The 12,874-nt window shown below is 74.4% G+C and carries 12 protein-coding genes and 2 pseudogenes; 6 read left to right on the forward strand and 8 right to left on the reverse strand.

Annotated elements, in window-relative coordinates; translation table 11 throughout:
• Positions 1–2: 2 nt before the first annotated feature.
• On the forward strand, positions 3–1,115 hold the full coding sequence (locus ABEB06_RS02345; protein WP_345695074.1) for a hypothetical protein: 1,113 nt from the start codon (positions 3–5) through the stop codon (positions 1,113–1,115).
• A gap of 199 nt (positions 1,116–1,314) precedes the next feature.
• Positions 1,315–2,046, forward strand: coding sequence for an ATP-grasp domain-containing protein (locus ABEB06_RS02350; RefSeq protein ID WP_345701718.1), 732 nt, complete (start codon positions 1,315–1,317; stop codon positions 2,044–2,046).
• 10 nt (positions 2,047–2,056) lie between these two features.
• Here the strand turns inward: ABEB06_RS02350 and ABEB06_RS02355 are convergent, their stop codons facing one another.
• The 3 genes from ABEB06_RS02355 to ABEB06_RS02365 form a co-directional block, all read right to left on the reverse strand.
• A complete protein-coding gene (locus ABEB06_RS02355; RefSeq protein WP_345695075.1) occupies positions 2,057–3,268 on the reverse strand; it encodes a serine hydrolase domain-containing protein in 1,212 nt (403 codons plus the stop codon).
• Between the two features lie 63 nt (positions 3,269–3,331).
• Positions 3,332–4,804, reverse strand: coding sequence for an MFS transporter (locus tag ABEB06_RS02360; protein WP_345695076.1), 1,473 nt, complete (start codon positions 4,802–4,804; stop codon positions 3,332–3,334).
• 2 nt (positions 4,805–4,806) lie between these two features.
• The gene (locus tag ABEB06_RS02365; protein WP_345695077.1) at positions 4,807–6,015 is read right to left on the reverse strand and encodes a M20 metallopeptidase family protein; all 1,209 of its coding nucleotides are present in this window, start codon (positions 6,013–6,015) and stop codon (positions 4,807–4,809) included.
• 59 nt (positions 6,016–6,074) lie between these two features.
• Between ABEB06_RS02365 and ABEB06_RS02370 the strand changes: the two genes are divergently transcribed.
• The gene (locus ABEB06_RS02370) at positions 6,075–7,187 is read left to right on the forward strand and encodes an Lrp/AsnC family transcriptional regulator (protein WP_345695078.1); all 1,113 of its coding nucleotides are present in this window, start codon (positions 6,075–6,077) and stop codon (positions 7,185–7,187) included.
• Between the two features lie 282 nt (positions 7,188–7,469).
• Positions 7,470–8,234 (forward strand): annotated as a pseudogene (locus ABEB06_RS02375) (collagenase); the annotation flags it as partial.
• A 67-nt stretch (positions 8,235–8,301) separates the two neighbouring features.
• Here the strand turns inward: ABEB06_RS02375 and ABEB06_RS02380 are convergent.
• The 4 genes and pseudogenes from ABEB06_RS02380 to ABEB06_RS02395 all read right to left on the reverse strand — a co-directional run bounded on the left by ABEB06_RS02380 (position 8,302) and on the right by ABEB06_RS02395 (position 10,293).
• Positions 8,302–8,703, reverse strand: a complete 402-nt coding sequence (locus tag ABEB06_RS02380; RefSeq protein WP_345695079.1) for a hypothetical protein — start codon at positions 8,701–8,703, stop codon at positions 8,302–8,304.
• Positions 8,704–8,845: 142 nt separating this feature from the next.
• On the reverse strand, positions 8,846–9,163 hold the full coding sequence (locus ABEB06_RS02385; RefSeq protein ID WP_345702119.1) for a hypothetical protein: 318 nt from the start codon (positions 9,161–9,163) through the stop codon (positions 8,846–8,848).
• A gap of 47 nt (positions 9,164–9,210) precedes the next feature.
• Positions 9,211–9,267: pseudogene (locus ABEB06_RS02390) on the reverse strand (hypothetical protein); the annotation flags it as partial.
• Positions 9,268–9,450: 183 nt separating this feature from the next.
• The gene (locus ABEB06_RS02395) at positions 9,451–10,293 is read right to left on the reverse strand and encodes a patatin-like phospholipase family protein (protein ID WP_345695080.1); all 843 of its coding nucleotides are present in this window, start codon (positions 10,291–10,293) and stop codon (positions 9,451–9,453) included.
• A 103-nt stretch (positions 10,294–10,396) separates the two neighbouring features.
• On the opposite strand from ABEB06_RS02395, the gene ABEB06_RS02400 reads away from it, so the two are divergent.
• Complete coding sequence (locus ABEB06_RS02400; RefSeq protein WP_345695081.1) at positions 10,397–11,080, forward strand: TetR/AcrR family transcriptional regulator; 684 nt, start codon at positions 10,397–10,399, stop codon at positions 11,078–11,080.
• Positions 11,081–11,143: 63 nt separating this feature from the next.
• Here ABEB06_RS02400 and ABEB06_RS02405 read toward each other — a convergent pair whose 3' ends face one another.
• Positions 11,144–11,350 (reverse strand): cold-shock protein, encoded by a 207-nt coding sequence (locus ABEB06_RS02405; RefSeq protein WP_345695082.1) that lies wholly within the window; start codon positions 11,348–11,350, stop codon positions 11,144–11,146.
• A 249-nt stretch (positions 11,351–11,599) separates the two neighbouring features.
• Between ABEB06_RS02405 and ABEB06_RS02410 the strand changes: the two genes are divergently transcribed.
• Positions 11,600–12,808 (forward strand): nitrate/nitrite transporter, encoded by a 1,209-nt coding sequence (locus tag ABEB06_RS02410; RefSeq protein WP_345701719.1) that lies wholly within the window; start codon positions 11,600–11,602, stop codon positions 12,806–12,808.
• The last annotated feature ends 66 nt before the right edge of the window (positions 12,809–12,874 follow it).

The following is a 12,874-nucleotide window of genomic DNA, read 5'->3' on the forward strand; positions in this document are numbered from 1 at the left end:
CCATGCCTTCTTCCAGGATCGCCAAGCTGACCCGCACCGCCCTCGCCACCGCCATCGCCGCCTCCGGCATCATCGCCGGGACGGCCTTCACCACCGGCAGCGCGCACGCCGCCTCGTCGGTGGGCGGCACGATCAGCCGTGACGAAGTGCTCACCCGGGCCAATGACTGGTACAACCGCCAGGTCCCGTACGACCAGCAGGCCTGGACCACCGACCTCGGCGGGAAGAACTACCGCCAGGACTGCTCCGGCTTCGTCTCGATGGCCTGGCACCTGAACAACAGCGAAACCACTGACACCTTGGATGTACGGTCTCTGACCACCCGGATCGCGCTGACCGACCTCCAGCCCGGAGATGCCCTCGACAACGACCCCCACGACGGCAACAGCCCGTACGGGTCGCACATCGTCCTCTTCGACCACTGGATCGACAAGTCCAGCGGACAGTTCGCCTTCATCTCCGAGGCCAACTCGAACGACGACATGACCAAGGGGACCGGCACCATCGGCGGCTACGGGAACGCCGGGTACTTCGGGCTGCGCTACAACAACATCATCGACGCTGCCTGGCTGGCCGGTGACTACCCGGTGGCGGGCAACTGGGACGGCGGCCCGGCGGACAACGTGGGCATCTGGCGCCCCTCCACCGGCCAGTTCCACCTGCGCAACGACGACGGCGGCATCACCAAGGTCGACTGGGGCCAGGCCGGCGACATCCCCGTCTCCGGGAACTGGGACGGCGGCCCCGCCAACGTCGGCATCTGGCGCCCCTCCACCGGCGAGTTCCACCTCCGCATGGACGACGGCTCCCTCACCAAGATCTCCTGGGGCCAGGCCGGCGACATCCCCGTCTCCGGGAACTGGGACGGCGGCCCCGCCGAGAACATCGGCATCTGGCGCCCCTCCACCGGCGAGTTCCACCTCCGCAACGACGACGGAAGCCTCACCAAGATCTCCTGGGGCCAGAACGGCGACATCCCCGTCTCCGCCAACTGGGACGGCGGCAACGGCACGAACAACGGCAACATCGGCATCTGGCGCCCCTCCACCGCCCAGTTCCAGCTCCGCAACGACGACGGCAGCAACACCCGCCTCGACTGGGGCCAGCCCCGCTGACGACCGGCAGACCCGACTCCCGAACGGCGCCGCAAGGAACCCGGTTCCCTGCGGCGCCGTTCGGGGCCTACCCACGACCGACCCGGCCGGATACCCGGTTGCGGGCACCGGGAGCGGCAGTTCAGGCTGGCGGCTCTGCGGAACGGAGAACGAGGAGGGGATCGCGGTGCTGGTCATGCCCGGACGGCGGACGTCGACGATGGAGCTGCTGGCCGTCGAGGCGGCGGCCCGCGGGATGGAGGTCCGCGCGGCGGAGGACGTCGGGGCGGCCGGGGGTCCGGCGTACTGGTACGGCGGGCCGGTGGCGGGTGCGCGGCTGGCGGACCGGCTCGGCTTCGCGCTGCTGGAGCCGACGGACGGCTGGCTGGCCGAGCTGCCGCGGGAGTTCACGGGTCGTGACATCGTGGAGGCCACGGCCGCGGACGTGTGGGCGCTCGACCGGCCGACCTTCGTCAAGCCGCCCCGCGACAAGTCCTTCCCGCCCGCGGTCTACGCCGACGGCTCCCGGTTCCCCTCGGACCTGCATCCGGCGACGCCGGTCCTGCTCTCCGAGGTGGTGACCTTCGCCGCCGAGTACCGGCTGTTCCTGCTGGACGGACGGATCGCCACGGCCGCCCGGTACGCGGTGTTCGGCCGGCTCGACCCGCGACCGCTCGACCCGCGCTCGGCGGACGCCGCGGAGATCACCGCGTTCGTCGACCGGCTGCTCGCCGCCGCCGGGGACTCCCTGCCGAGCGCCGTCGTCCTGGACGTCGGCCAACTGCTCGACCCGTACCGCCCGGGCCACCGCTGGGCGGTGGTGGAGGCCAACATGGCGTGGTTCTCGCACGCGTACGCCGCCGATCCGGCGCGGGTGCTGGACGTGGTGCTGCGCGCGGCGGGTCCGCGCGCACGCCTGCGGCCGGACGATCTGCTGTTCGTCCGGCCGTGAGCGGCTGACCTCACCCCTCCGGGGCGGTGGCCCTGCCGTCGTAGACGTTGTCCGGGGTGATGATCTCCGTGATCGCCCGGGCGATCAGGGTGGAGGGCTCCTGGCCGCCGCTGCTGGAGTCGGTGTTCATCATCAGGACCAGGGTGGCCTTCTGCGCGGGCAGGTGGACGGTGACCGTCTCGTACCCGGGGATGGAGCCGTTGTGGCCGATCCAGCCGCCGGTCTCCAGGATGCCGAGGCCGTAGCTGGTGCCGGGGACGCCGGTGGGCAGGAACTTCAGCCGCTGGGCCTGGGTCCCGGGGCTGAGCAGCCGGCCGGTGGCGACGACCTCGGCCCAGTGCCGCAGGTCCTGCAGGTCGGAGATCATCGAGCCGGCGGCCCAGGCCCAGCTGGGGTTCCAGTCGGTGGCGTCCTCGGTGGCGCCGCTGAGCGTCTGGTCGGTGTAGCCGCGCGGGTGCGGGTCGGGGAACTCGTTGCCGACCGGGAAGAGCGTGTGCCGCAGGTGGGCCGGGCGCAGCACCCGGTCGTGGATGAACTCGGCGAGCGGCCGGCCGCTGACCTTCTCGACCACCAGGCCGAGCAGGATCAGGTTGGAGTTGGAGTACTGGAACTGCGCGCCCGGGTCGAAGGTGTTGTCGTGCTTGTAGCCGTACGCGAGCACCTCCTGCGGGGTGAAGGTGCGCTGCGGGTCGCTCAGCAGGTCGTGCTGGAAGTCGGCGTCGAAGCTGTACGGGTAGAGACCGCTGCGCATCTCGGCGAGCTGGCGCAGGGTGATGCAATCGCCGCCCGGGACGCCGTCGATGTACTCGGCGATCGGGTCGTCGAGGCCGATGAGGTGGTCGTCGACGAGTTCGAGGAGCGCGGTGACGGTGAAGGTCTTGGTCTCGCTGCCGATGCGGACGTAGCCGTCGGTGGCCATCGGGGCGCCGGTGGTCTTGTCGGCGACGCCGGTTGCGCGGACGTAGCAGCCCTTGCCGGGCATCCAGATGCCGACGACCAGGCCGGGGACGCCCGCCCGGGTGCGGACCTGCTCGATGGTGCCGTCCAGCGCGGCGTCGAACTCGGGGCCGAGCCCGCCGGGCCCGCCGGGCCGGCAGTCGGCCTGGACGGGCCGCAGGGCACCGGCGGCGTGGACCGTCGCGGCGGGGCCGACGGCGGCCGGGGCCAGGACGGAGGCGACCAGCATCGCCGTGGCGAACAGCCTGCGGTGGGTACGGCGCACGTCGGGTTTCCGTCTCTTCCGGATCACGGGTTCGGACGGTCAGCATCGCCACCGGACGCCGTGTCAGAGCCCGTGCCGCGCCTCGCTTCCTGGCGAGTCCACTCGTTCGGCGATCGGTCCGCCGGGGACGGCGGTCGGTCCGCCGGGGAGGGCCGTGTGCCGCCGGGTGGCGGCGACCAGGGCGACGGCGACGAGCGCGCACAGGGCGCCGACCAGCCAGACCGCCCGGTAGCCGGCTTCGCCGGGCTGTCCGGTGGCGGGCCGGACGAAGGAGCCGAGGAGCGCGGCGAAGGCACCGCCGGCGACGGCGCCGCCGAGGGTCTTGACGTTGTTGTAGAGCGCGGCGGCGACGCCGGTGCGGGTCGGGTCGGAGGCCTCGACGATCACGGTGGGCATGGCGCCCAGCGAGAGGCCCACGCCGAGGCCGAGCAGGACGGATCCGGCGGCGAACTGCCAGACGGCGTCGTGCACCAGGGCGAACTGGAGGAAGCCGGCGGCCACCACGGCGAACGCGGCGAGCAGGGTGGTCCGGTAGCCGATCCGGGCGGCGACCGCGGCGGTGGCGAAGGAGCCGAGGACGGCGGCCAGGTGGCCGGGCAGCGAGACCAGGGCGATGGCGAGCGCGGACAGCGCGAAGCCGTAGCCGGTGGCGGCCGGGTCGGCGGCCAGGAAGGTGGCGTTGGGGGCCTGGCTGCCGAAGTAGAAGACGCCGAACGGCAGGGCGGCCAGGTAGACCGGCGCGACGTCCCGGCCGGCCATCGCCCGCAGGTCCACCAGCGGTTCGGCGGTGCGCAGTTCGACCACCGTCCAGCCCGCCAGCAGCAGCCCGCCGGCCAGCAGTGGGCCGATCACCGCGGCGCTCCCCCAGGCGCCGTCCTTCGCTCCGCCGACGCCGGCGAGCAGCGCGGTGACGGCCGCGCCGAGCAGGGCGACGCCCGGCCAGTCGACCCGTCCGCCCGCCCGCCGCGAGGACTCGGGGACGGCCAGGAACGCCACGGCGACGCACGCGGCGGCGAGCAGCGCGGGGACCAGCAGGGTGAGCCGCAGCGAGCCGGTGGCGGAGTGGATCAGCCCGGTGGAGACGCCGCCGAGCAGCGTGCCGAGCGCGAGCGAGCCGACCAGCAGCGCGATCGCGCGGCGGGCGCCGGCGACCGGCAGCCGGTCGCGGACCAGGGCCATCTCCAGCGGCAGCAGGGCGGCGACCGGTCCTTGCAGCAGCCGTCCGGCGAGCAGCACGGGCAGGCTGTCGGCGAGGGCGACCACCAGGCTGCCGACGGCGATCAGGGCGAGAGCGGCGCGCAGCATGCGCCGGTGCCCGTAGAGGTCGCCGAGCCGGCCGAGCAGCGGGACGCAGACGGCGGCGGCGAGGAGCTGGACGGAGACGATCCAGCTGGCATCGGCCGCGTCGATGCCGAGGTGGGCGGTGAGTTCGGGCAGCAGCGGGGTGATGCCGATCTGCAGGACGCCGCTGGTGAGTTCGAAGAGGACCAGGGCGCCGACGGCGGCTCCCGCGGGGGCCTCGGGGGTGCGGGTCACGGTCACTCCTGTCCGGTGGCGGCGGGGGTCAGGCGGCGCAGGGCGAGTCCGGCGAGCAGGGCGGCCGCGTACGGGAGCGCGGCGTCGTCGTAGAGGGCCTGGGCGGAGTGGTTCATCGGCGCGGTGGCGGGGTCGGTGCCGGGCGGGCAGGCGCCGAGTCCGAGGTAGGCGCCGGGCACCTCGCGCAGGACGAAGGAGAAGTCCTCGGAGCCGGCCATCGGCGTGGGCAGCGGGAGGACCCGGTCGGCGCCGAGCACCTCGCGGCCGGTGTCGAGGGCGAACGCGGCCTCGCCGGGGTGGTTGACGGTCGGCGGGTACTGGTGGACGTACTCGATCCCGGCGGTGACGCCGTGCGCGGCGGCGGTGCCGTGCACGGTCCGCTCGAAGGAGGTCCGGACGGCGGCGCGCGAGGCGTCGGAGAAGGTCCGCACGGTGGCGGACAGGCGCGCGGTGTCGGGGATGACGTTGGGTGCGGTGCCGGCCTCGATCCGGCCGACGGTGACCACGGCCGGGTCGAAGATGTCGACCTCGCGGGTGACCAGGGTCTGCAGCGCGGTGACGGTGGCGCACAGCGCGGGTACCGGGTCGGTGGCGGAGTGCGGGGAGGAGCCGTGGCCGCCGGCGCCGCGCAGGGTGACGTGGACGGTGTCGGAGGCGGCGAGCATCGGCCCGGGCCGGGTCGCGGCGAAGCCGGTCGGCGCGTCCCGGGCGACGACGTGCAGGGCGTACGCGGCGACCACCCGCTCGCCGGCCGCGTCCAGCACCCCCTCTTCGATCATGATCCGGGCGCCGCCCTGGCCCTCCTCGCCGGGCTGGAACATCAGCACCACGTCGCCGGCGAGCTCCGCCCGGCGGGCCGCCAGCAGGTGCGCGGCGCCGACCAGGCCGGCGGTGTGCAGGTCGTGGCCGCAGGCGTGCATCCGTCCGTCCAGCGCCGAGGCGTACGGGAGACCGGTGTCCTCCTGGACGGGCAGCGCGTCCATGTCGCCGCGCAGCAGGACGGCCGGGCCGGGCCGTCCGCCGCGCAGCACGGCGGTGACCGAGCTGAGCGCCCGGCCGGTGGTGATCTCCAGGCCGAGCCCGTCGAGGGCGGCGAGCACCTTGGCCTGGGTGAGCGGGAGGTCGAGGCCGAGTTCGGGTTCGCGGTGCAGGGCGTGCCGCAGCTCGGTGAGGACGGGGGCGAGGGCGTGGGCGTCGGTCAGCAGGGACATGCGCGCTATCGTGGGGATCCGCACCACCGTTCCCGCCGATCCGCAGGAAAGCGTCAGTCATGGCCTACCGGGTGCCGGAAACCGCCGGCGAGGCTCTCGACGAGCTGGACCACCAGCTGGTCACCGCGCTGCAGACCGCGCCGCGCGCCCGCTGGGAGCGGATCGGCGCGGCGATCGGCGTGGACGCCACCACGGCCGCCCGGCGCTGGCGCCGCCTGACCGACGCCGGGCACGCCTGGCTGAGCTGCCACCCGGCCGGCATCGGGCCGACGCCGCCGCTGGTCGCGGTCGTCGAGGTGGACTGCGTGGCGGGCGCACTGCACGAGGTGGCCGCCGCGATCGTGGACGATCCGCACCTGATCACCGTCGACCACGTCACCGGCTCCCGGGACCTGGTGCTCACCGCGGTCTTCCCCGACCAGGCGGCGCTCGCCCGGTACCTCGGTCTGCGGCTGGGGGCGCTGCCCGGCGTGGCCGCGACCCGCTCCCAGGTCGCCTCCGCCGTGCACGCGGTCGGCAGCCGCTGGCGCCTGGACCGGCTCGCCCCCGGCGGCCGGGACGTCCTCGACGAGACCGCGCCGGGCGGCGGTTCGGGGATCGGCCGGGGCCTGTCCTCCGCCGACCCGCTCGACCTGCGGCTGTTCTCGCTGCTCGCCGAGGACTGCCGGATGCCCGCCGCGGACCTCGCCGAGCGGGCCGGTGCCAGCCCCAGCACGGTGCGCCGCCGGCTGGAGCGCTACCAGCGCGAGGAGGCGCTGGTGTACCGGTGCGAGGTGGCCCGCTCGCTGTCCGGCTGGCCGGTCTCGGTGACCCTGTGGGGCGTCGCGCCGCCGGACGCGGCCGCCCGGATCACCGCGCAGCTGCCGACCCAGCGCGAGACCCGGCTGTGCGCCACCCTCTCCGGGCCGCACAACCTGCTGCTGACCGTCTGGCTGCGCTCGGTGCAGGACATCCCCGCCTTCGAGGCCCGCCTGTACGCCCGCTTCCCCGAACTCACCGTCACCGACCGGGCGGTGACCCTGTGGCCGCTCAAGCTGGCCGGGCAGGTCCTCGACCCGCGCGGCCGCCGGATCCGCGGCGTGCCGGTCGACTTCTGGCACGACCCGGCGGCCGAACGCGCCGAGGCCGACCTGGTCCGCCGCCTCTCCGTCCCCCGCCGGCCTGTGCCCTAGCCGGTTCTGCGCGCGGCATTGAAAAGCCATGTGACGTGTGCCATTTTACTTCGCAAGCCCGTCACCGACGGGACGACCCTCCGCTCCCTCCCCCAGGAGTGACTCTTGCGTGCCCTCGCCACGACCCTGCTGATAGCCGCCGTCGCGACCCCCCTGCTCCCCGTCGCCCAGGCCGCCGCCCAGCCCTCGCCCGCCACCGAGCAGTCCGCCCTCGCCGACCCCGGCCAGCGCCCCGCCCACGGCACCGCCAAGGGCGCCCCCGGCGCCGCCCCCACCGGCGGCAGCCGGCTCGAATCGCGCATCCTGCCGATCACCTACACCTGCAGCCCGTCGCTGCGGATCCGGGCGCAGGAAATGACCTCCGCGCAGCTCACCGCCACCTGCACCAGCCTGGCCAACCAGGACGCCTACTTCCACGGCATCGTCCACGACCCCGGCCCGGTCGCCGGCGACCTCAACACCACCCTCGAGGTCGACGTCTTCAACTCCAGCGCCGACTACAAGGCGTACGCCGGGAAGATCTACGGCATCGACACCAACAACGGCGGCATGTACCTGGAGGGCGACCCCTCGCAGGCCGGCAACCAGCCGCGGTTCATCTGCTACGAGCGCACCGACGTCAGCCCCGGCTGGCAGATCTGGAACCTCAACCACGAGTACACCCACTACCTCGACGGCCGCTTCGACCTGTACGGCGACTTCAACGCGAGCCAGAGCACGCCGACCGTCTGGTGGGGCGAGGGCTTCGCCGAGTACGTCTCCTACTCCTACCGCGGCGTCACCTACGCCAACGCGGTCGCCGAGGCCGGCAAGCACACGTACGCGCTGCGCACCCTGTTCGACACCACGTACGCCAACACCGACACCAACCGCACCTACAACTGGGGCTACCTGGCCACCCGTTACATGATCGAGAAGCACCCGTCCGACGTCACCGCCGTGCTCGGCCACTACCGCAGCGGGAACTGGGCCGCCGCGCGCACCCTGCTCACCTCGCTCGACTACGAGGCCGACTGGAACGCCTGGCTGACCTCCGTGGCCGCCGGCGCCTGACCCGGACCGCCCGCCGCGGCCGCACCGGGACCGCCCGGTGCGGCCGCGGCGTGAGCAGGGGTCAGCGGGCCTGGACGGTCAGCGCGGCCACGTCGGACAGGCCGGACGGCGCGGCCTTGCCGGTCACCTCCCAGTGCCCGGGCGAGGCCTCCGCGAACCCGCGCAGCACCAGCGTCGCGGTGCTGCCGGCGCAGCGCTGCGAGCCCAGGACACCGCTCCGGCCCGTCCCCACGTCGCGCCAGCGGAACTCCACCGTGTCGGCGGACCCGCAGCCGGAGAAGCTGACCGTCAGGTCCCGGCCCGTGGTGAAGGTCGTCGGCGAGACCGTCACGTCGACGCTTCTGCCGCTGGCGGTGCTGCTGGGCGTACTGGTGCTCGTGCTGCTCGAGCCTCGGTTCCGCTTCTTCTTCTTGCCCCCGCCGGTCCCGCACGCCGCCAGCGTCATCACCAGCAGTACCGCCACCGCGGCAGCCAAAGGTCGCCTGACCATCCCGTCCCCCCGAAGTCGTGTCAGTGGCACGAGGATGTCAGGTGGTCAACCCGTACGCCAATCGGAGGTGGCCGCCGCCCGCGCCGCCCCGACCCGGGCGGCGGCCAGGGGTCGGTCAGTTGCCCACCCGGAAGCCGTACTTGTCGGCGAGCTTCTGCAGCGAGGTCCGGCCGGGGTGGCCGTCGGCGTCCGCGCCCTGGTAGCCGAGGGCGTGCTGCCAGTCCGCGTAGGCCTTGAGCGTCAGGGTGCCCCAGGAGCCGTCGACGTACGCGTTGTCGAGCAGGCCCTCGCCCGCCAGCCCCTTCTCCACCAGCAGGACCTGCGTCCAGTACGGCGAGCGGTGGCCGGTCGGCGCGGGGATGTCGGCGGCGATGGCGTGCTCCAACTGCCCGAGGCAGACCCACGGCCGCGGGTCGACGCCGCTCTGCGGCACGTCGGGAGCGAGCGGATCTGGAACAGGCCGATGCTCGGGCCCCAGGTGTTGTTCACCAGGGCGCTGTCCCCGACGGCGTCCGGTCGGCCGCCGGACTCCGCCATCGCGACCGCCCCGGCGACGCGGATGTCGTCACCGCCGAAGCCGGCGTCCTTCGCCAGGCCACAGAGTTTGGGAAAATGTCAGCGCCATCGTCATTGCACCCCTTCCGCTGACGAACCGTTTCCCATGGTCCGCCCGGCTCCGACGACCCGCACCCCACCGCGGCGCGGGCCCCCGGTGCACGCTCAGCCGGTCGGCCAGGTGCGGCCGAGGGCGGCGGCGAGGGCCGCGCCCTGGCGGTGGCCGGCGCGGGCGGCGGCGGGGCGGCGGGCGTCGGCGGTGAGGTCGCGGCCCATCGCGCGGCGGGCCCCGCCGTCGGGGACGACCAGGGTGACGAACGCGCCGCCGGCGCGCAGCTCGGCGGCCTGCTGCTGGGCGCCGGGGTGCGGTCCGACGGCGGTGGGGACGGGGGCGACGGCCAGCACCTGGCGGTGGCCGGCGGCGAGTTGGAGGTTGGCGGTGGCGCGGGTGCCGCCGTCGATCCAGCGCCGGCCGAGGGCGGTGGCGGGCGGCCAGACCAGGGGGACGGCGCAGCTGGCGGCGACCGCGTCGGCGAGCGGGAGGCCGGAGTGCGCGTCGAAGGCCTCGACCTGTCCGCTCTCCGCGTCGACGGCGGCGATCCGCAGGGGGCGGTCCGGCCAGGCGCCGGCGTCGCGCAGCAGGGTGCGGACGGTGGCGTGGAGGTCGTGGGCGGGGTCGGTGCGCGCGTCGAGGGCGGCGCGGCCGAGGCGGGTGGCGGAGCGTTCGGGGTCGCGGGTGGCGAGCGCGGCCCACAGGTAGCGCACGGTCTGGGCCGCGGTGACGGCGAGGTCGACCCGGTCGAGGCCGGCGAGTTGACGGTCGTACAGCTCGCGCGGTGTCTCGCCGGCCAGCAGGCGGGAGCCGAAGACCGCGCCGGCGGAGGTGCCGATGACGGTGTCGGCGGCGGCCGGGTCGACCCCGCCGTCGGCGAGGCCGGCGAGGACGCCGGTGAGCCACGCCCCGCCGACCGGTCCGCCGCCGCCCAGGACCAGTGCCGTGCCGTCCATGTCCCCACTCCCCCTTCCAAAACGGGGAGCACTCCCCGTTTCATCTCCGTGCGAGGATAGCAGCCGAACCGGGGAACACTCCCCGCTCGACCGAGGGAGCGGCATGGCCGGCGTCACCCGATCCGGTACCGACGGGACGGCCACGCCGCTGCGGCGCGACGCCCGGCGCAGCCGGGAGCTGCTGCTCGACGCGGCCCGGCAGGTCTTCGCCGACCGGGGCCTGGACGCGCCGCTCGACGTCATCGCCCGCCGCGCGGGCGTCGGCAACGCCACCCTGTACCGGCACTTCCCCACCCGGGCCGCCCTCGTCGACGCCGTCTTCGGCGACCTGCTCGCCGCCACCGAGGCCGCCGGCGAGCAGGCCCGGGCCGCCGAGGACGCCTGGCAGGGGCTCACCCACTACCTGCACCACGTGTTCGCGACGCTGGCCGCCGACCGCGGCACCAACGACCTGATGACCACGCACCTCCCGGACAGCGCCGCCCTTCAGGCCGTCCACGAGCACAACCGGCAGACCGTCGGCCTGCTCCTCGGCCGCAGCCGCGACCAGGGCAGCGTCCGCGCCGACCTCACCACCGAGGACCTGCTGCTCGCCCTCGCCGCCCTCGGCCGCACCGTCCCGGCCCTCGCCGGCGCCGTCGGGCCCGACGCCTGGCGCCGCCCGCTCGCCCTGTTCCTCGACGGCCTGCGCCCCTCCCCCGCACACCCACCGCTGCCCGCCCCGGCCCTCACCCCCGAGCAGCTCGCCGGCGTCCTCCACCACCTGGGCCCGCACCGCGCCCGCTGACAGCCGGACGCCCGGCCGTCCCGGGGGTCGGGGGCGGCCGGGCACCGGCTCACGGGGTGCGGCTCAGAGCGGGACGACCTGCTCCGCCTGCGGGCCCTTGGGTCCGGCGACCACGTCGAACTCGACGCGCTGGTTCTCCTCCAGGCCGCGGTAGCCCGAGGTCTGGATGGCGCTGAAGTGGACGAACACGTCCGGGCCTCCGGCGTCGGGGGCGATGAAGCCGAATCCCTTCTCCGCGTTGAACCACTTCACAGTTCCCTGCTGCGGCATGCTGACGTCCTCATCTCCGGTCAGGCCGACGGTCGGCGTACGCGGTCGGCCCGTCCGCTCCCGGACGTCCGACCGCGCACACATCCTGGCAGCGAGGCGGCCGAAGACCCGCTCGCCACTGCTCCGTTCGCATGAGACCACCCGGACGGCCGTGCGGCGCCGCGGGGGCCGGCGGGGATCCGCTGCTGTGATGGGGCGGTCGTACCGGTGGACGGAGAGGGGCGCGCAGTGAGTGCCGCAGACGAGCGGGTGTCGCCGAAGGCGAGCGCGGTGCAGGAGCGGGTGTCGCCGACCGCGTACGTGGACCTGGTGACCGCCACGGTCGGGTTCACCCTCACCTTCTGGGCGTGGAACCTGATCGCGCCGCTCGCCGGCGAGTTCGACAAGACGCTGCACATGTCCTCGTTCGCGCAGTCCCTGCTGGTGGCGGTGCCGGTGCTGGTCGGTTCGCTCGGCCGGGTGCCGGTCGGCGCGCTGACCGACCGGTACGGGGCCCGGCTGATGTTCCCGCTGGTCTCGGGGCTGACCATCGTCCCGGTGCTGCTGCTGATCCCGGCCCGCGACTCGTACGGGGCGCTGCTCGCCGTCGGCTTCCTGCTGGGCCTGGGCGGCACGACCTTCGCGATCGGCGTGCCGCTGGTGAACTCGTGGTTCCCGCCGCACAAGCGCGGCCTGGGCGTCGGCGTGTTCGGCATGGGCATGGGCGGCGTGGCCCTGTCGGGGTACTTCACCCCGCGGATGTGGAAGCAGGACCCCGACCTGCCGTTCCTGGTCCTCGCCGGGGCGCTGGCGGTGTACGTGGTGATCGCCCTGCTGTTCATCCGCGACCGCCCGGACCGGGTGGTGCCGACCTCCCCGCTCACCGAGCGCCTCGCCCGGGCCGGGCGGCTGCGGGTGACGTGGGAGCTCTCGGCGCTGTACGCGATCGGCTTCGGCGGGATCGTGGCGTTCGGCGTCTACCTCCCGACGTACCTCAAGACCTGGTACCACCTGTCGGCGACCGACGCCGGCACCAAGGCGGCCGGCTTCGCGCTGGTGACCGTTCTCTTCCGGCCGATCGGCGGCTGGCTGTCCGACCGGATCCACCCGGCGGTGGTCACCGCCTGGGCCCTGGCGCTGACCGCGCTGTTCGCCGTCGTCCAGGCCTTCGACCCGGACCTCAGCCCGGTCGGCACCACCGCCTTCCTGCTGATGGCGGTCGGCCTCGGCACCACCAGCGGAGCGGTGTTCGCCCTGGTCGCCCAGGTCACCCCGGTCACCCAGGTGGGCAGCGTGACCGGCATCGTGGGCGCGATCGGCGGGCTCGGCGGCTTCGTGCCCCCGCTGGTGATGGGCGCGATCTACAGCGCGCAGGGCAGCTATTCGATCGGCTTCATGCTCCTCTCCGACCTGGCGCTGGCGGGCTGCGTCTACGCGGCGGTCCGGATGCGCACCGTCCGCCCCGGGGAAGCCGTCTGACGCCGTTCTGCCACCACCCTGACGCCGCCCCTGATGCCGCCCTGGCGCCGTCCTGAGGGCTCCGGG

It is taken from the genome of Kitasatospora terrestris (genome assembly GCF_039542905.1).
GTDB classification, from domain to species: Bacteria; Actinomycetota; Actinomycetes; order Streptomycetales; family Streptomycetaceae; genus Kitasatospora; species Kitasatospora terrestris.

What these genes read in the sequence shown, in the direction of transcription:
- ABEB06_RS02400 (WP_345695081.1), top strand. Translation starts at nt 10,397, where the DNA reads ATGGCCGGCGTCACCCGATCCGGTACCGACGGGACGGCCACGCCGCTG.
- ABEB06_RS02365 (WP_345695077.1), bottom strand. Translation starts at nt 6,015, where the DNA reads ATGTCCCTGCTGACCGACGCCCACGCCCTCGCCCCCGTCCTCACCGAG.
- ABEB06_RS02345 (WP_345695074.1), top strand. Translation starts at nt 3, where the DNA reads ATGCCTTCTTCCAGGATCGCCAAGCTGACCCGCACCGCCCTCGCCACC.
- ABEB06_RS02395 (WP_345695080.1), bottom strand. Translation starts at nt 10,293, where the DNA reads ATGGACGGCACGGCACTGGTCCTGGGCGGCGGCGGACCGGTCGGCGGG.
- ABEB06_RS02405 (WP_345695082.1), bottom strand. Translation starts at nt 11,350, where the DNA reads ATGCCGCAGCAGGGAACTGTGAAGTGGTTCAACGCGGAGAAGGGATTC.
- ABEB06_RS02350 (WP_345701718.1), top strand. Translation starts at nt 1,315, where the DNA reads ATGGAGCTGCTGGCCGTCGAGGCGGCGGCCCGCGGGATGGAGGTCCGC.
- ABEB06_RS02370 (WP_345695078.1), top strand. Translation starts at nt 6,075, where the DNA reads ATGGCCTACCGGGTGCCGGAAACCGCCGGCGAGGCTCTCGACGAGCTG.